This window comes from Methylocystis rosea (genome assembly GCF_003855495.1).
Lineage (GTDB): Bacteria > Pseudomonadota > Alphaproteobacteria > Rhizobiales > Beijerinckiaceae > Methylocystis > Methylocystis rosea_A.
Window position 1 is genome coordinate 2,571,670 of record NZ_CP034086.1, and the last position, 16,839, is coordinate 2,588,508.

A 16,839-nucleotide genomic window follows, 5' to 3' on the forward strand; every position below is an offset into this window, starting at 1 on the left:
GTCCAAAGGACAGGACTACGTGAAAAAGCGAACAAAAATCGTCGTATCGTTCGCCTGCGCCGCCGGAATGGCCGGCGCGTCGACTGCGCTCGCACAGCCGGCAAGCTTCGATAAGGGCGTCGACGCTTCGATTCTGGAAGCTGAGCGCGCCATCCAAGAGCTCAACGCCGCGTCAAAAACGCGAGTGAAAGAGAAGCGTCCTGTCAGTCAGCCGGTAGCAAAAGCGGCGCCGCGGCCCGTCGTCAGAATGACGGGGCCGTGCAATCTGAACGGCAACACCCAGTTTTTTCAAATTCCCTATATCGGCTTTTGCGGCGCGGTCCACGGATCCTTTACCGGTTTCCTGGGCAAGGACTTTGCGACCGAAGACATAGCGTTCACGACGCAGCGGCTTCCTGCCTATCGATATGGATGGAACGGTCTCGGATTGAGCGCCGCCGTTCCGATGTTGTACTATTGGAAAAATCCGCTCGTCGGCAAGACGACGTCCGGCGCTTATACCGGCACATACAGCATGGTGAATTTTCTGGCGTTCCGGAACACGGATTACGGAACGATCTCCGTTTTCATCAACGCCGGATTGTTCGCCAGGACGGTAAAAAATTATGAAGGCGAAACGCGCATCACGCTGAATCAACTTTACGGAAACTACTGGAGGGGCGCCTTCGATCAGGCCTGGGTTCAATGGGGCGGGCTGCGCGTTGGACTCCAGCCGTCGCTGTTCAGTTTCAGCCGTACCGGCTACACCTTCATGCCGGGCTACGCGTCCTACATGACGACGCCGGCGGTTTCGTACACTCACAGAATCGAAAATATCAACGTTCTCCCAGGTCTCCTGCCGCGCTTGGGCGCCTCGATCAGCGTATCGGCTGAAGATCCGACGCTGAGGCGTTATCCGGACGGGGTTCTGTCGAGATATCCGACGGGCATGGGATACCCGGACTTTGTCGCGCAATTGCGCGTCGGCGCCCCCGCCTTCGTCGTCCACGCGTCGGGAGCGATGCACGAAATCAGGGATGTTTCCGCCAACGCGTACAATACCTTCATGCCGAAATACTCCACTTGGGGCTGGGCTGCGCAGCTTGCCGGCGAATATCGTTGGAAGTGGAGCGGGCTCGTTGGTCCGATCGGCGGCGAGATGTACGGCAAGGCCATGCTGTCGGCGACCGCCACTCAAGGCGCGCTGTCGTACCTCGGCATGCCGTATATGTCGATCGACTATGTGAGCAGCTCGACTGGAACGATCCAGCGGAGCTCCGGTCAATCATTGATGGCATCCTACGAACATCTTTGGACTCCCGTGTTCAAGACTTCGATCACCGGAGCGGCGTTTCAGAGCTACATGGGCTCCGCCCCGGAATTTCTCGGCTTCGGCAACGCAGCTTTCGGCTTCAATACGCAAGTCAGAGGTCAACGCGTCGTCGGAAACGCCGAATATTGGGCCGGCGAGGGATGGGCGTTCGGGCTGGAAGGCGGTTGGACATGGAGCCAGGCCAACGGCCAATACCTCGGCGGACGCGGCCTGCCGGTGGCCGTCAACTTCCCGAACGTCCTCACCTATATGCGAAAGGCCTTTTGATGAGGCTGGAGACATGTGGCGTTTCGGCCACATCGAGGATTCTATCGCAGTTCGTCGAGGTCGAAACGATCGACCGCGGCACGCTGCAAAGCTAGGGTGACTGTAGGCAGTATCCGAACAACGAAGGCCAACTTCCAGGGACCAGACTCATGAAAAAGCTGATCGCGACAATATCCTTCTGCACGCTCGCTGCCGGTTCGGCCCTCGCCGACGGTCAGAACAATCAGAACCAGAATCAGTCCCAAGCGTACGGCAACAATTATTCGGCCGTCACACAGATCGGCGTGAACAATAACGCCGCCGTCGTTCAAAACGGCTCGGTCGGCGGAAGCATGGTCGATCTTGGTTCGGGCAACCAGAATCAGAGCAATGTAAACATCGATAAGCAAGCCTTCGCGATCGGCAGCATCATCGACTCCGCAGGCGCCACGATCAGCAAGACGGACTCTGACAACATTTCCATTAATAATAATGCGCAAGCCTCGATCGTCACGCCCATCCAATAGGCGCGGGGAAACGAAAGACGGCCGAGACCAGAAAACCCCAGCCCCCGGCTGGGGTTTGCGCTTTCAAGGATGTCGCCTCGGCGAGGCGGCCCGCCTTGGCGAGCACCGATCAGAACGATCCTGCGCCCGCTGGCGCGCCGAGCCCACGCGGTCTATTGGGGCTGATATTTGCCCGCTCTAAAGATTCCGCTCTGCGATTGGCCATCGGGCAAGCTCATCGTTCCCTGTCCGTCCGGCTCGCCATTCTGGAACTCGCCGCGGTAGGAGGCGCCGTTCGGCAGGGTGAGAATGCCCTTGCCGTGCGGACGGCCGTCGCGGAATTCGCCCACATATTTCTTGCCGTCGGGAAATGTGTAAGCGCCCTTGCCGACGATCCGACCCTTGACGAATTCGCCGCTGTAGCTTTCGCCGTTGGCGATCGTGTAAGTGCCTTTGCCGTGACGAATGCCGTCGCGGAACTCGCCGACGTATTGGCCGCCGGACGCGAACGTGATCGTGCCGCGACCGGTCGCTTTTCCGTCGCGGAACTCGCCCGCATAAAAGTCGCCGTTCGGAAACTTCAGCCCCCCGACGCAGCGCTTCCAAGGCGTCGCCAGACTGACGTCGCACGGCGGCAGGCCGTTTTTCGGCCTCGTCTGTTCGCTTTGCGCCGCGCCGCTGGCTTTCGGCTTCACCGCAAGCTCGCCGTCAACGAAATTTCCAGAGAATTTCTTGCCATCGGGCATGGTGACGGCGCCCGCGCCATGGGGAACGTCACCCTTGAACTGGCCGACGTAGATTTTTCCGTCAGCAGCCACCAACTTTCCCTGCCCGCTTTTCTTCCCGTCCTTGAAACTGCCGGTGTAGGACTCGCCGTCGGGATGCGTGATGGTTCCCTTGCCGTTTGGCGCGCCGTCGCGGAATTGACCCACGTATTGCTTGCCATCCGTGAAAATGAGCGCGCCTTTGCCGTTGGCTTTGCCGCCCTTCATCTCTCCGACATAACGGTTGCCGTCGGGCGCCGTTATAACGCCGACGCAATGTTTCGAGATGTTTTCTTGCGTGCATTTGGGAACAGCTTCCGCCAATGCTGGAAGCGAGCCGACAACCAAAGCACAAGGCGCAAGCATGAATATGCCGCGGCGAAATTTCGAGACTGAGGCGTAAGGCATGGCAAAACCTGCGCTGATGAAGCGACGGAACCGTGAGCTTATAGCTCAGTCAAAATTTAGAACAATGAACTTTTTCAAGTGGATTTTGTTCAGCGTTTTTGGACATGCGTCTGAACAACGCGGCGCCGCTCATTGCGCGCCTGTGAGCTTCGTCGCCAGAAGGGCGATCGTTTTTACGTAAACGCGCGCCTGATTCCACTCGAGCAAAACCGCGAAGTTGGGCTCGCCTTCATTCCAGCCCGCGCCCGCGCGCCAGCCTTTGCCCTTGAGGAAATTCGCCGTCGAAGCGAGCGCGTCTGGCGTGGATCGTATGAGATCGCGTCTGCCGTCGCCGTCGAAATCGACGCCATATTTCAAATAGGAGGACGGCATGAACTGCGTCTGGCCGATTTCTCCAGCCCAGTCGCCGCGCATCTGCGCCGGGGACATATCGCCGCGCTCGACGATTCTCAGCGCATGCTTCAGCTCTTCGTTAAATTGCGCGGAGCGCCTGCAGTCATAGGCGAGCGTCGCGAGCGCCTGCATCGTTCTGAAGCGCCCGTTGTCGGCGCCAAAGCCCGTTTCCAATCCCCAGATCGCCACGAGCGCCGCTCGAGGAACGCCATAACGCGCCTCGATCTGTGCGAGCAGCGCCGCGTGCCGCTGGAGCAGCGCCCGCGCTTTGCTCAAGCGACCAGGCGTCACCAGGCGGCTCGAAAACTTCTCAAAACTTTGGTGAAAAATCCGCTGTCCGCGGTCGCGGCCAATCACCGCGTGATCATAGGTTACGCCAGCCAGAGCAGCGTCGAGCGTCCGTTGTGACACCCCTTCCGCGGCGGCCTCGCGTTTCACCTCGTCGAGCCATTGGCTAAAACCTGCCGCCGACGATCCGCAGGGCGCGGCGCGCGCCGACACGACGCAAGCGCCCAAAGCCAGCGCGCTGGCGGCAAGCAACGCGCCCCACGCCTTGGCGCTTTTCGGTAGCCGGTTCATGCCCGGCAGTTTAGTGGGCCTGCGAAGGCGCTGCAATCAGCCGCGCACCCTCACGGCGCCCAACGACCTTGGCGGAATGCGCGGCCGGCGCCGGCAATCCTCAAGCGACGGGCTGAATCAGCGGCCCTTTGCCCTGAACTGGCGTTTGCAGGCGCTTGAAAGCTCGTTCACATGCGTGCGCAGGCACCTTTCGACGGCGATCGCATTGGGCTCTTCCGCCGCGCAGAACTTGTGGGAATCGCGCTCGCAGGCTGCGCGCTGCTTGTCCATCGTCCGGGCTGTCGCGGGATTGAACGCGGCGAGGCCAATGAAGGCGGAAAGAGAAAAGATCAACAGCTTACTCATCGGTTGCTCTTTCGTTTAGCGCTAACGACCGCTGCGCAAAGCGCCCGACGCGGCCAGAGCGAATATCTGTATCGAGCGTGGCCGATATCAAGTGTCGACGCCTGCCTGCTAATCGCGACAGAGAAGCATCTCAGGCGTTACTTCCGGCACGATCAGCCGCGCGCCAGTAGAGGCGACGATATCCGCGACACTGACGCCGGGCGCGCGTTCGCGTAGCGCCAGCCCTTCATCCGTCGGCTCGATCACAGCGAGCTCCGTCACGATGAGGCTGACGCGCCGCGCCGCCGTCGGCGGCAGGGCAAGAGTTTCGACGATCTTCGGCTCGCTCTTGGCGACGTGCTGCATCGCGATGATGACGCGCTTGGCGCCCGCGACGAGGTCCATGGCGCCGCCCATTCCCGGCGTAAACTTTCCGGGAATCATCCAACTGGCGAGATGTCCCGTGGCGTCGATCTGCAACGCGCCAAGCACCGCCATGTCGACATGGCCGCCTCGAATCAGCGCGAAGCTTGTCGCGCTGTCGAAACTGGCGGCGCCCGGCAACGACATGATGAATCCGCCGCCGGCGTCAATGAGATCGCGATTCTCCATGCCATCCGGCGGCGGCGCGCTGAAACCGATAAGGCCATTTTCGCTCTGCATGGCGACCGACATCCCCTGCGGGATGAAACGCGCCACGAGAGTCGGCAGGCCGATTCCGAGATTAACGAGCATGCCGTCACGCAGCTCCAGGGCGACGCGGCGCGCGATGATTTCCTTAGCGTCCATCAGCGCGCCCTGCCCACGATGTGCGTGACGAGCACGCCCGGCGTGCGCACCGCGTCGGGCGGAATGACTCCCACGGGGACAATCTCGTCGGGTTCGACGATGACGCAGTCCGCGGCGAAGGCCATGACCGGGTTGAAATTAGCGGCCGTCAGACGATACGTCAGATTGCCGTAATAGTCGGCCTCATGCGCGCGCAGCAGGGCGAAATCCGCGCGCAGCGGCCTTTCGATGAGAAAGCTTGCGCCATCGATCTCGATGACCTGCTTATCCTGCGCGACGATTGTCCCCACGCCGGTCGGCGTCAGGACGCCGCCAAGTCCCGAGCCGCCAGCACGAATGCGTTCGGCAAGCGTGCCTTGCGGTATGAGCTCCACGTCGATCGCGCCGGCGCTCATCAATCGCTGCGTGGTCGGATTGGTGCCGATGTGCGAGACCTCCACGCGCGCAACGCATCCCGCTTCGATCAGCCTGCCGACGCCGACGGTCGGATAGGCTGTGTCATTGCCGATGATCGTCAATGCGCGCGCGCCACGCGCGACGAGCGCGTCGATCAACCGCTCAGGCGACCCGACGCCAAGAAAGCCGCCGATCATGACGCGCGCCCCGTCGGGAACGAGCTGCGCTGCGGCTTCGACGGTGATCGCGCTTTTTCTCATTCGCCAAGCCCTGCTTATCGTGTGGGCTTGTCGAGATAATGAGTTTCGGAGACGTCACGCAGACGCGCCGCCGCTGTTTCCGGGGTGATGTCGCGTTGCGGTTCGCCCAGCAACTCAAAGCCCACCATGAATTTCCGCACGCTCGCAGAACGCAGCAGCGGCGGATAGAAATGCGCATGAAAATGCCAGTTCGCGTGAGCCGCGCCGTCGGTGGGGCGCTGGTGAAATCCCATCGAATAAGGAAAGTCGGTTTCGAACAGATTGTCGTAGCGAATGGTCAGGCGTCGAAGGATCTCGGCGAGCGCCTCAACCTCGTCTGCGGTAAGATCGTCAAAAGAGCCGACATGCCTCGTGGCCAGCACCATCGTTTCAAACGGCCAGATCGCCCAGAACGGCACGAGCGCGACGAAATGATCGTTGTGGCAAACGATCCGCTCGCCGAGTCTTTCTTCAAGCGCCAGATAGTCACAGAGGAGACAAGATCCGTTCTGCGCGAGATATGCGCCCTGCCGCGCCGATTCCTTGGCGGCTTCGTTCGGTATGCTCTGCGTCGCCCAGATCTGGCAGTGCGGATGCGGATTGCTCGCGCCCATCGCCGCGCCGCGATTTTCAAAAATCTGCACGTAGTTGATCATATCGAGAGTGCCGAGGCGCATACTCTCGTCGCGCCACGCCTCGACGACGGGGACGATCTCGGGAACGGTCATGCGCGCTAAAGTCAGATCGTGGCGCGGTGAGAAGCACAGCACGCGGCACCGGCCCGTCTCCCCTTGGGCGACAAGCAGCCCGTCTTGAACGATCTCCTCCGCTGACGCCAGCGGCGTGAGCGCCGCGAAGTCGTTGTCGAAGGCGAAAACGCCCCTGTAGGCCGGGTTGCGTTCGCCATTCGCCCGCTCATTTCCAGGACACAGATAGCAGGTCGGATCGTATCGAGGTCGTTCTGGAGCGTGGGTCTTTTCGACTTGGCCTTGCCAGGGACGGCTGGTCCGATGCGGCGAGACGAGCACCCACTCGCCCGTGAGCTGATTAAGTCGGCGATGCGAGGCGTTACTCAGCAAGGACACGAGCCGCTCCTAATCGCCGACAGGGCCTACGCCAGGACCGGGCACGCAGGTGAGGATGGGCGGCGTCACGCCGGTCGCTGTGCGATATCTGTCAGCCATCGCCTGCGCGAAGGCTTCAGCGCGGCTCGCTTCCACCAGATTGATGGTGCAGCCGCCAAATCCGCCGCCCATCATCCGAGCGCCATAGGCTCCCGGAAGGCTGCGGGCGATATCAACCATGAGATCAAGCTCGGCGCAGCTCACTTCATAATCGTCGCGCAGACTTTCATGCGAAAGATACATGAGACGGCCGCATTCCTTAAGGTCCCCCGCGTCCAGCGCCGCAGCGGCGCGCAGCGTGCGATCGATCTCGCCGACAACGTGCCGCGCGCGGCGAAAGATGAGCTCGGGCATCGCGTCGGCGTGACGTATCAGTTGGGCGAATGTCACGTCCCGCAACGCCGATACGCCGTCGAGTCGCGTCGAGAGCGCCGCGACGGCGCGCTCGCAGTCCTCGCGACGCGAATTATATTCGTCGCTCGCGAGTTGATGGCGCACCATCGTGTCGCAAAGGACAAGACGCGCGTCCGGATCTATCGCAACTTTCCGCGAAACGAGACTGCGGCAGTCGAGCAGCAGGGCGCTCCCAGCGACGGCGCAGCACGATATGTATTGGTCCATAATGCCGCAGCGAACGCCGACGAATTGGTTTTCGGCGCGCTGACAGATCTTGGCGAGTTCGACTCGGTCGACCTCGGCGCCGGAAATTGTCAAAAGCGCAAAGCCCGCAGAGACTTCGAACGCCGCCGAGGCCGAGAGTCCGGCGCCGATGGGCAGATTTCCGTCGAGGACGAGATCCGCGCCGCTCAGCTTGTAACCGGCGCGCTCAAGAAAAATCGCCACGCCACGCACATAATCGGTCCAATCGCCGCGCGGCTGTGCGTTCGCATCATCGAGATCGAATTCGACGACTTCGTCCATAATCAGCGAGCGTATGCGCAAGCGCCGGTCGGCGCGCGGCGCGATCGCGGCCCAGATCGAGAGGTCAAGCGCCGCCGGCATGACGAAGCCGTCGTTGTAATCGGTATGCTCGCCGATCAGATTGATGCGGCCCGGCGCCCGAAAAAGGCGCGGCTCGCGCTCGAAACTCTGGCGGAAGGCGGCAATCAGATCTTGCTCGATCCTCGACTCCATTCCGGCCACAATCCCATTGTCATCAAATCGTCAAGGCGACGCCGCATCGGATCGGCGGTAGGGGATCAAATGATAGTCCGCGCATGACACGTCAACGGCTTGGCGTTTGCTATTATCCTGAACATTGGCCTCAGTCACGCTGGAGCGAAGACGCGGCCATGATGAAGGAGATAGGTCTCTCCTTCGTGCGGATTGGCGAATTCGCCTGGTCGCGGCTGGAGCCGAGCGAGGGCGCCTATCGTTTCGAGTGGCTAAGCCACGCCGTGGATACGCTGGATCGCGCCGGCCTCAAGGTCGTGCTTGGCACGCCAACGGCGACGCCGCCGAAATGGCTCGTCGATAAGATGCCGGAGATGGCGGCGTTCGACGCCAATGGGCGACCGCGCAAATTCGGTTCGCGCCGGCATTACTGCTTCAGCCACGAAGGCTACGCTCAAGAATGCGAGCGCATCGTCGAGCATCTGGCGCGAGCTTTCGGCGGGCATCCCGCCGTAGCGGCGTGGCAGACCGACAATGAGTATGGCTGCCACGACACGGTGCTCAGCTATTCGCCGGCCGCTCTGCAGGCGTTTCGGCGTTGGTGCGAGGCTAAATATCGCTCGATCGAGGCACTGAACGAAGCCTGGGGCAATGTCTTCTGGTCGATGGAATATCGATGCTTCGACGAGATCGAGCTGCCGAACCTAACCGTCACCGAAGCCAATCCATCGCATCTGATGGATTTTCAGCGCTTCTCGTCGGATCAGGTCGTCGCCTTCAATCGGCGCCAAGCCCAGGTCATCCGACGTCATGCGCCCGGTGCGACGATCCTGCATAATTTCATGGGCGCATTCGCCGACTTTGATCACTATGCGCTCTCAGACGATCTCGACGTCGCCGCGTGGGACAGCTACCCGCTCGGCTTTCTCGAACGCTCCTCTCACGACGACGCCTTCAAGCTGCGCTACATGCGCGTCGGCGATCCAGACTTTCAAGCCTTTCATCACGATCTCTACCGCGCCTGCGGGCGCGGCCGATGGCAGGTGATGGAGCAGCAGCCCGGCGCCGTGAACTGGGCGCCATGGAATCCGGCCCCCGCGAAAGGCGCCGTACGGCTCTGGACCTTCGAGGCCTTCGCCGCCGGCGCCGAGACAGTGAGTTATTTTCGATGGCGGCAGGCGCCTTTCGCGCAAGAGCAGATGCATGAAGCGCTGCTGCTGCCAAACGCCGCACCGAACGAAGCCTCTAACACAGTCGCGCGCATGTCTGAGGAGCTCGCCATGCTCGATGCGCGCGTCGAAACAGCGCGCGCAGAGGTGGCGCTGGTCTTCGATTATGAAAGCGCCTGGGCGTGGCGCATCGAGCCGCAAGGCCAGGACTTCGCCTATTTCGATCTTGTCATGTGCTTCTATCGGGCGCTGCGGCGCGCGGGGCTTTCTGTCGACGTCGTTCCGCCGACCGCGGCGGAGGTCGCCGAACGCAGGCTGATCATCGCGCCCGCGCTTTTTGCGCCGTCTGAGAACTTCGCAGAGGCGCTGGCGAAAAGCGGCGCGACGATCCTGCTTGGTCCGCGCACGGGATCGAAGACGGCGGATTTTCAGATACCGGCGGATCTCCCTCCCGGAGTTTTGCGACGCGTGATCGACATTCGCGTCAGACGAGTCGAGAGCCTTCGGCCCGGCGCACGGATTACGCTTTCTGGACATGGCGCTTTCGTGCGGTGGCGCGAATTCTTGGCCCTCGGCGAGAGCGTCGCGCCCGAGTTCACATCGGAAGACGGCCAAACTGCGCTCGCGCGAGCCGACAACGTCTTTTATCTCGCCGGTTGGCCGGACGAAGAATTGCTGACGAACCTGCTGCGCCATGTTGTTCATGTCGCCGGCGTATCGACGCTCGATCTTCCAGAAGATATCCGCGTCCGCGACAATGGGGCGATGCGTTATATTTTCAATTACGGCGCGTCAACGACGGATATTTCGGCGCTGGTCGGCGAAGAGACTCTCTTGATCGGCGAGCGCCTTCTCGTACCCTGCGGCGTCGCGGCCTTCAGGCGTCGCGACTGACCGCCGCACGCTTTTAAACGCGCGGCTCAGAACACCAGCCAAGAAGCGACGACAAAATAGGTCAAGAGGGAAAACGTGTCTTGCACCACGGTCGCGACCGGGCCGGAGCCGAGCGCTGCGTCATAGCCGAGCCGCGCGAAAATCCAGGGCATTAGAAATCCGAACGTCGTTGCGATGGTGCTCGCGACCGCCAGCGAAATTCCGACGGTCGCGGCGAGGCCGACGCTTGAAAAGAAGAACCAGACGATCGGGAAAGCGAGACCGCCGAGCATCGCGCCGAGCAGCGCCCCGGTGCCCAGCTCCCCGGCGAAAAGCGGCAGCAGCGCAGAATCCGTCAGGGACATGCCGCGGATGACCACGACTTCCGACTGTGTGCCGACCGAATCCGCGAGATAAACGATCGCAGGGATAAAGAAGGCGACGGCGATATGCGCGCTGAGCGCGGTTTCGAAGCGCGACATCATGGCGGTCGCCGCGGCGCTGCCGGCCATGCCGACGAGCAGCCAGGGCAATCGATAAAGCGCACGACGGTGCGGCGCGGCCGTCAACGCGTCTCTTGCAGCCTCCGACTTGCCGAGGATGCCCACCATGTGATGCAGATCCTCAAGATGCTCGTCGCGCAGGATGGTCATGAGCGCGCGCGCCGGCACGGCGCCGAGAAATCTTCCTTCGGCGTCGCAGACGGCCAAGATCGACAGGCCCGAGTGAATGGCGACGCTGGCCGCAGCTTCGCGATCCGCGCCGAGCGGGACGCTGTAGGCGTCGGCCGTTCGCGCAATGTCATGCAGCGGCGTCGACTCCGGCGCGCCAAGCAGATCGCGTATGGCGACGACGCCAATCAGGCGACCGTCTTCGGCAAGCACGAAAACATGCGAGGCGTCGTCGAAGCGCTGGCCGATCAACCGCCCCCGCGCCTCGCCGGCGCTTTCCCGCGAGCGGGCCACTGGCACGGACGTCACGAGATAGCGCGCCACGGTCTGGCCGTTCGTCTCCACTGGAGGCAGGCGGTCTAGCGTCGAGATACGGGGCATTGCGGTCATGGCTTCCATGATGTTCTGAGAAACGAGCGGCGTCCGGGCCAATTGAGCAGCGGGCAGCGCAGATCATAGGAACGCGCCACGTTACAATTATGTGACGGCGTCCGCGCGCTCTTTTCGCGAGCGCGTCGATTGTTGCATGATAGGATGTCTTGATAGAATTTCCTCGCCGTCTTCGCTTGGCCCTGGTGGCCCGTAGCGAATCGGACCGGAGTCGAAGTGATGAAACCCTTTGGATTTGCGTTGGGCGCGTTGACGGGCGCCGCCGCCGTTTTGCTCCTGAACCGTCAGGGAACGCAGCGCGTGCGCCCGGTCGCCAAGGCGGCGATGAAAGCCGCGGTGATGGCCTATCACGAAGCGCGCGTGCAGGGCGCCGAACTCGCCGAAGCCGCCGAAGATCTCTTCGCCGAAGCCAAGGCCGAGGCCGTAGCCGATATTTTCGCTGCGGCGATGGCCGCCGCGCAGACGAAGGCTGCGCAAGCCAGAACCGAAACAAAGACCGAAACCAAGCCCGAAACCAAGCCCGAAGCGACGTCAAAGCCCGAGAGCGCGACGCCAGCAGGCGAGGCTCACGCGTCGCGAGCCGCAAGCGAGAGCGCGTAAATGAATGACGCAATCCTGCCACTCGCGCAGGTGGCCCACGCCATGCCCGGCCGCGCGCGGCTGCGCGTCGCCGACCGCCGCGGCGACGCCGCTTATTTCGCTTCGGTCTCCAAGGGCCTTTCGGCGATCGCCGGCGTTCGCAACGTCGAAGTGGCGCCAATGACGGGCAGCGTGCTCATTCAGCACAGCGGACCTTTGGCGCGCATCGGCGTCGCGGCGCAGGAGGCGCGGCTCTTTGTCGTCGGCGAAGCGCCTCACGCCGCGCGCGCGGCGCCAGCAGTCTCGATCGACCCGAAAGCCGTCGCGGCGCTCGCGCTCTTTGCCGCCGCGCTGTGGCAAATGTCGAAGGAAAGCGTTTTGCCGCCGGCGATCACCCTGCTGTGGTACGCGAGCCGACTGGGCGGCGTCTGGTCGCTGGATGGCGACGGCGGGAATGGCGATTAGTCCTAGCCCCTAAGCGCCTCAGCGACGTCGGTCGCTTCCCACGGGAGATCGAGATCGGCGCGGCCAAAATGTCCGTAGGTCGCCAGCGGCAGATAGAAGCCTGCCGGGCCGCACATCTGGGGCGCGGTGCGCAAGCCGAAGCGGCGGACGATCGAGCCAGGCCGGAAATCAAGGAGCGCGGTGAGGCGTCTGGCGATTTTCTCATCCGCAAGATGGCCCGTGCCGAAGGTCTCAACCGAGAGACTGATGGGCTCCGCCCGCCCCGCCGCGTACGCCAGGTGGACTTCGCAACGCTCGGCAAGGCCCGCCGCGACGATGTTCTTGGCGGCGTGCCGCGCGGCGTAAGCGCCGGCGCGTTCGATGCGCGAAGGGTCCTTGCCTGACAGCGCGGAGCCGCTCTGGCGCGCGATCTCGCCATAAGTATCGATCCCGTTCTTGCGCCCGGTCAGGCCGGCGTGGCGCGCCGGTCCGCCGATTTCAAAGGGTTCGCCGGCGTTGATGTGAACCGTCGTGTGAGCGTCGGGGCTCATGTCGCCCGCGGAAAGCGCATCAAGCGCGATCGCGCGCAGCCGGTCGAAACTGGCGTCGTCGATCGTCGCGCCGTCAAAGGCGACGGTCAGCGAAACCCCATAAATACGCGCGGGACGACCGCCGCGAAATTCGACGGAGACTTGCGTCTTGGCGTCCGGCGAGAGCGACGAGAATCCGTCGCGCCGAGCGGCGTCGAGGGCGCGGGCGACCTTATGCGCGAGGCTGATCGGCGCCGGCATGAATTCAGGCGTATCGCGACAGGCGTAGCCGAAAACATTGGCCTGCTCGCGCGCCACCCGCCTGCCGACGGCTGCATCATCATCCAGTTCCGCTAAAGGCGGCTCGCGCGCCTCGAGCGGCAATTCCACGAAGCTCGTCAGAATCGAGCAGTTGCGCGCGTCGAAGCTCCCAGCGGCGTAACCGGCCTCCTGCATGACCGCGCGCGCGAGCGCCGGCAAATCGACGAGCGCGTCGGCGGCGTATCGCGCGGCGAGAAAGACGACGCCCGTCGCCAGGGCGCATTCCACAGTTGCGCGCGCGCGATCGTCTTCACGCAGCAGCGCATCGATGGCCGCATCGCTGATCTGATCGCAGAGCTTGTCGGGGTGCCCCGGAGTCACCGACTCCGACGTGAAGATCATGTCAGGCGACATGGCTTTCTCCGTTGCCGCGCGGCGGCGTCTCTTCGCGATCGGCGATTCTGCCGATGATATCGTTGGCGAGCGAACTGCCGAGCGCGATGGCGCCGATCCGCAACAGGTCGCCGGCGCCGAGCGGCGACAGGCCGAGAAGGCGCCGGGTCAACGGAAAGAGTTGCACGCCCGCCTGCAGCAGCAGGGTCGCGCCGACGGCGCCATAGAGCGTCGAATTGGGCGGCCTGCCGACCTCGGAGCTTAATCCGCGTAACTCCGAACGACAGGCCAGACTGTGGAGCAACTGGCCGCAGGTGAGGCCGTGAAAGGTGACGGCGCCAGCGCGCGCGCCGCCGGCGCCGCCGCCGAGGCTGAAATAACCGATCAGCGCCGCGACGCCCATCACCGACCCCTCGCGAAGAATGCGCCGGAAATCGGAGGCGGCGAGTATGGGCGCTTTCGGATCATGCGGCGGCCTGTCGAGCACGTCGGGCTCCGGCGGCTCAAGTCCCAGCGCGATCGCCGGCAGCGCGTCGGTCGCCAGATTGAGCCAGAGCAGCTGCATCGGCGTCAACGGCTCGCCCCCGACAAGGGCGGCGCCGAGCATGGCGATCGTTTCGGATGCGTTGGTCGAAACGAGATAGCGCAGGACCTTGCGAATATTCGCATAGGTGGCGCGGCCGAGTCGTATGGCCTCGACGACGCCGTCCATGTCGTCGGTCGCGAGCACGATGTCGGCGACCTGCCGGGCGACGTCGGCGCCTTCGCCGCCCATCGCGATTCCGACGTCCGCCGCGCGCAAGGCGGGGCCGTCGTTGACGCCGTCGCCGGTCATCGCCACGATATGGCCGTGGCCTTGCAGCGCCTTGACGATATTGAGCTTGTCGACGGGGCTGACGCGCGCGAAGACATGCGGCTGCCTCGCCAGCGCCTCGAGCATCTCGGGCTGCATCTTCGCCATCTGCCCGGCTTCGAGCACGCGCAGCTCGCCGCCGTGATTGAGATCGAGGCGCCGCGCGATGGCGAAGGCGGTCGCGCTTTGATCGCCGGTGATCATCACCGTGCGCACGCCGGCGCGATGCAGCTGCTTGAGCGCCGGGCCGACGCTGGCGCGAATCGGATTTGCGATGCCGGCAAGGCCGAGCCACACGAGATCATGCTCGTCACGGGGATCGCCGCCGGCTTCGCCGACCGCGACGCCGAGAACGCGCAGCGCGTCGCCGGCCATGCGCTCATTGGCCTTGAGAATGGCGGTCCGCGCCGGGCCGTCGAGCGGCGCGGCGCCATCGGCCGTGCTGCGGGCCGCGCAACGCGCCAGCACCTCGACCGGATCGCCTTTGACGCAGAGCACGCGCGCGCCGCCGGTCGCTTCGTGGAGCGTGCTCATGCGCTTGCGGCCCTCGCCGCGCGCCACGCAGGTCGCCATAGGCGCAGATCGCCGCAGAGCGATGGGATCGACGCCCATGGCCACGCCCGCTTGCACCAATGCTGTTTCGGTCGGCGTGCCGTCGATTTCCCAACCTTTCGCCGCGGGCGCGACGGCGGCGTCGCTGCACAGCGTCGCGGCTTCGAAGAGGCGACGCGCAATAGCGATTGTCGCGGCGTCGGCATCGACGCCGTCGCGCAACAGTCGGCCTTCCTGTAGCTCAAACGCGCCATCGTCGACGTGAACGCGAACCGCCGCCATGCGGTTTTCGGTGAGCGTGCCGGTTTTATCGAGTCCGATCGTCTCGATCGCGCCAAGCGTCTCCACGGCGTCGATCTTGCGCACCAGCACCTTGCGCTTGCGCATGTCCTGCACGCCCAAGGCGAGCGTCGTGGTCGCGACGGCGGGCAGCCCTTCGGGGATGGCGGCCACGGCAAGCGAAATCGCGCTGCGCAAGGTCGGGATAAGCCCGTGGCCGCGCAGAAGGCCAAGAGCGAAGACGCACGCGCAAATGGCGCCATTGACGATGACAAGTTCGCGCTCGACGTCGCCCAGTTCGCGCTGAATCGGCGTTTGTGGCCGTTGTAGCGCGCCGAGCAACTGTTGCACGCGGCCAATCTCGGTCTGCGCGCCGATGGCGGTGATGATGGCTACGCCGGATCCGCCGGTCACCGCCGTGCCGCGAAACACCATATTGCGACGGTCGGAGACTCCCGTTTCCGGCGACAAAACAATCTTTGCGTCTTTCGGGGCCGGTTGCGCTTCGCCGGTCAGCGGCGATTCGTTCACGGTCAGATCGTCGCTGGCGATCAGTCGCGCGTCTGCCGGCACGAAGGCGCCGCGCTCGATCAGCAAAAGGTCGCCCGGCGCGAGATCGCGCGCGTCAATCCTCAGTCGCGCGCCGTCGCGGACGACGGCGGCGTCCGACAACTCCTCCGAGGCAAGGCCCGAAATCGTTCGGTCCGCCTGACGTTCGGTGGCCGCGGCGATGCCGGCGTTGATCAGCACCACCGCAGCGATCATCACCGCGTCGGCGACGCCGCCGGTGGCCAGCGACACCACCGCCGATGCGCCGAGCAAAACAATCGGGAGACTGGTCAACTGTTCCGCGAAAACGATCGCAGCCGAGCGCGGCTCTGCGCGGCGGAGCTCGTTGCGCCCCCATTTCCGCAGTCGCTCCGCCGCGTCTTCCGCCGTTAGGCCTCGATCGACATCCGTTTCCAACCGCGCCGCGAGCGCGTCCATCGCCTCGGCGTGAGCGGCGTTTTCCGGCGTTGGCGACGCGCCTTCGCCGACGTCGCATGCCGGCTCTTCGGCGACCGCCGCTTCGAGCGCCTGCATCAGTCGCGCGCTCGTGAGAGGCTGCTGGAATTCGATGAGAGTCGAACCCGTCAATTCGCTGGAGCGAACGAAAAGGACGCCGGGTAGACGTCGAAGCCGCTTCTCGACGGCCCGCGCGAGCGCTGCGCGGCCGCGCAGCCCCATATGGCGGATCCGCGCGCGGCCGCAACAAGCATCATGAATAAGCTCGGCGCCAGATTGCGCACAGGACTCCACGCCGAAGCGACGTGAACCTACGGGCGCGTTCTCTGAGTTCGCTTCAGCCAGGATCATTGAGCACATTGTCTGACGCGCATCGAAGCCCGCTTTTCACGACCGTTCGATGACATTTTCCGCTCTGCGGAATCGCTTCCGCAAAACCGCTGTCTGATTCATGTCGTCGGCAGCCGATCGTAAACGGCGACGCGCAATGGGCGCGCTCCGCAATGTTGGAGATCGCTACTATAGTTGCGCGCAAGGGATAGGCGCAACCGCGGCCACTGCGGTGCGCGCTGCGCATCCTGCGCTGCAAAATCGACTGCCGGCGGAACCTTAACGAAGGATCGGCGTTCCCCACAAGCGGCAAGCCT

Annotated in this window: 15 protein-coding genes; 5 read left to right on the top strand and 10 right to left on the bottom strand. The window is 63.6% G+C overall.

Annotation, left to right across the window (positions count from 1 at the left end):
- Window positions 1-19 precede the first annotated feature (19 nt).
- Entirely contained in the window at window positions 20-1,579 is a 1,560-nt protein-coding gene (locus EHO51_RS12405) for a porin (RefSeq protein WP_245434579.1), read from the top strand.
- Between the two features lie 149 nt (window positions 1,580-1,728).
- Window positions 1,729-2,085: a hypothetical protein gene (locus EHO51_RS12410; RefSeq protein WP_124739159.1), complete on the top strand. Its 357-nt coding sequence runs from the start codon at window positions 1,729-1,731 to the stop codon at window positions 2,083-2,085.
- A gap of 152 nt (window positions 2,086-2,237) precedes the next feature.
- Here EHO51_RS12410 and EHO51_RS12415 read toward each other — a convergent pair whose 3' ends face one another.
- The 7 genes from EHO51_RS12415 to galK form a co-directional block, all read right to left on the bottom strand.
- Complete coding sequence (locus EHO51_RS12415; protein ID WP_124739160.1) at window positions 2,238-3,236, bottom strand: MORN repeat-containing protein; 999 nt, start codon at window positions 3,234-3,236, stop codon at window positions 2,238-2,240.
- Window positions 3,237-3,365: 129 nt separating this feature from the next.
- Window positions 3,366-4,208 (bottom strand): lytic murein transglycosylase, encoded by an 843-nt coding sequence (locus tag EHO51_RS12420; protein ID WP_124739161.1) that lies wholly within the window; start codon window positions 4,206-4,208, stop codon window positions 3,366-3,368.
- Window positions 4,209-4,325: 117 nt separating this feature from the next.
- Window positions 4,326-4,553: a hypothetical protein gene (locus tag EHO51_RS12425; protein WP_124739162.1), complete on the bottom strand. Its 228-nt coding sequence runs from the start codon at window positions 4,551-4,553 to the stop codon at window positions 4,326-4,328.
- Window positions 4,554-4,661: 108 nt separating this feature from the next.
- Window positions 4,662-5,321: a 3-oxoacid CoA-transferase subunit B gene (locus EHO51_RS12430; RefSeq protein ID WP_124739163.1), complete on the bottom strand. Its 660-nt coding sequence runs from the start codon at window positions 5,319-5,321 to the stop codon at window positions 4,662-4,664.
- A complete protein-coding gene (locus EHO51_RS12435; RefSeq protein ID WP_124739164.1) occupies window positions 5,321-5,977 on the bottom strand; it encodes a CoA transferase subunit A in 657 nt (218 codons plus the stop codon). Before EHO51_RS12435 ends, EHO51_RS12430 begins: the two co-directional genes overlap by 1 nt.
- A gap of 14 nt (window positions 5,978-5,991) precedes the next feature.
- Window positions 5,992-7,041: a UDP-glucose--hexose-1-phosphate uridylyltransferase gene (locus tag EHO51_RS12440; RefSeq protein ID WP_124739165.1), complete on the bottom strand. Its 1,050-nt coding sequence runs from the start codon at window positions 7,039-7,041 to the stop codon at window positions 5,992-5,994.
- 9 nt (window positions 7,042-7,050) lie between these two features.
- Window positions 7,051-8,214, bottom strand: a complete 1,164-nt coding sequence (galK, locus tag EHO51_RS12445; protein WP_124739166.1) for a galactokinase — start codon at window positions 8,212-8,214, stop codon at window positions 7,051-7,053.
- 158 nt (window positions 8,215-8,372) lie between these two features.
- Here galK and EHO51_RS12450 point away from each other — a divergent pair, with 158 nt between their 5' ends.
- Window positions 8,373-10,256, top strand: a complete 1,884-nt coding sequence (locus tag EHO51_RS12450; RefSeq protein WP_245434580.1) for a beta-galactosidase — start codon at window positions 8,373-8,375, stop codon at window positions 10,254-10,256.
- A gap of 26 nt (window positions 10,257-10,282) precedes the next feature.
- Here the strand turns inward: EHO51_RS12450 and EHO51_RS12455 are convergent, their stop codons facing one another.
- Entirely contained in the window at window positions 10,283-11,296 is a 1,014-nt protein-coding gene (locus tag EHO51_RS12455) for a magnesium transporter (RefSeq protein ID WP_245434581.1), read from the bottom strand.
- Window positions 11,297-11,515: 219 nt separating this feature from the next.
- On the opposite strand from EHO51_RS12455, the gene EHO51_RS12460 reads away from it, so the two are divergent.
- Window positions 11,516-11,896 carry a DUF5132 domain-containing protein gene (locus tag EHO51_RS12460; protein WP_124740145.1) on the top strand — a complete coding sequence of 127 codons (381 nt, stop codon included), beginning with the start codon at window positions 11,516-11,518 and terminating at the stop codon, window positions 11,894-11,896.
- Complete coding sequence (locus EHO51_RS12465) at window positions 11,897-12,340, top strand: hypothetical protein (RefSeq protein ID WP_124739168.1); 444 nt, start codon at window positions 11,897-11,899, stop codon at window positions 12,338-12,340.
- 2 nt (window positions 12,341-12,342) lie between these two features.
- On the opposite strand, the gene EHO51_RS12470 is transcribed toward EHO51_RS12465, so the two are convergent.
- Both EHO51_RS12470 and EHO51_RS12475 read right to left on the bottom strand, forming a co-directional pair.
- Window positions 12,343-13,524: a methionine adenosyltransferase gene (locus EHO51_RS12470; protein ID WP_124739169.1), complete on the bottom strand. Its 1,182-nt coding sequence runs from the start codon at window positions 13,522-13,524 to the stop codon at window positions 12,343-12,345.
- On the bottom strand, window positions 13,514-16,414 hold the full coding sequence (locus tag EHO51_RS12475; protein WP_245434582.1) for a cation-translocating P-type ATPase: 2,901 nt from the start codon (window positions 16,412-16,414) through the stop codon (window positions 13,514-13,516). The genes EHO51_RS12470 and EHO51_RS12475 overlap by 11 nt, the downstream gene beginning before the upstream one ends.
- Between the last annotated feature and the right edge of the window lie 425 nt (window positions 16,415-16,839).

Excerpts from the sequence above, each read along its gene's own strand:
- EHO51_RS12410 (WP_124739159.1), top strand. The coding sequence starts at position 1,729 with ATGAAAAAGCTGATCGCGACAATATCCTTCTGCACGCTCGCTGCCGGT.
- EHO51_RS12415 (WP_124739160.1), bottom strand. The coding sequence starts at position 3,236 with ATGCCTTACGCCTCAGTCTCGAAATTTCGCCGCGGCATATTCATGCTT.
- EHO51_RS12420 (WP_124739161.1), bottom strand. The coding sequence starts at position 4,208 with ATGAACCGGCTACCGAAAAGCGCCAAGGCGTGGGGCGCGTTGCTTGCC.
- EHO51_RS12425 (WP_124739162.1), bottom strand. The coding sequence starts at position 4,553 with ATGAGTAAGCTGTTGATCTTTTCTCTTTCCGCCTTCATTGGCCTCGCC.
- EHO51_RS12430 (WP_124739163.1), bottom strand. The coding sequence starts at position 5,321 with ATGGACGCTAAGGAAATCATCGCGCGCCGCGTCGCCCTGGAGCTGCGT.
- EHO51_RS12435 (WP_124739164.1), bottom strand. The coding sequence starts at position 5,977 with ATGAGAAAAAGCGCGATCACCGTCGAAGCCGCAGCGCAGCTCGTTCCC.
- galK (WP_124739166.1), bottom strand. The coding sequence starts at position 8,214 with ATGGAGTCGAGGATCGAGCAAGATCTGATTGCCGCCTTCCGCCAGAGT.
- EHO51_RS12450 (WP_245434580.1), top strand. The coding sequence starts at position 8,373 with ATGATGAAGGAGATAGGTCTCTCCTTCGTGCGGATTGGCGAATTCGCC.
- EHO51_RS12455 (WP_245434581.1), bottom strand. The coding sequence starts at position 11,296 with ATGACCGCAATGCCCCGTATCTCGACGCTAGACCGCCTGCCTCCAGTG.
- EHO51_RS12460 (WP_124740145.1), top strand. The coding sequence starts at position 11,516 with ATGAAACCCTTTGGATTTGCGTTGGGCGCGTTGACGGGCGCCGCCGCC.
- EHO51_RS12465 (WP_124739168.1), top strand. The coding sequence starts at position 11,897 with ATGAATGACGCAATCCTGCCACTCGCGCAGGTGGCCCACGCCATGCCC.
- EHO51_RS12470 (WP_124739169.1), bottom strand. The coding sequence starts at position 13,524 with ATGTCGCCTGACATGATCTTCACGTCGGAGTCGGTGACTCCGGGGCAC.
- EHO51_RS12475 (WP_245434582.1), bottom strand. The coding sequence starts at position 16,414 with ATGGGGCTGCGCGGCCGCGCAGCGCTCGCGCGGGCCGTCGAGAAGCGG.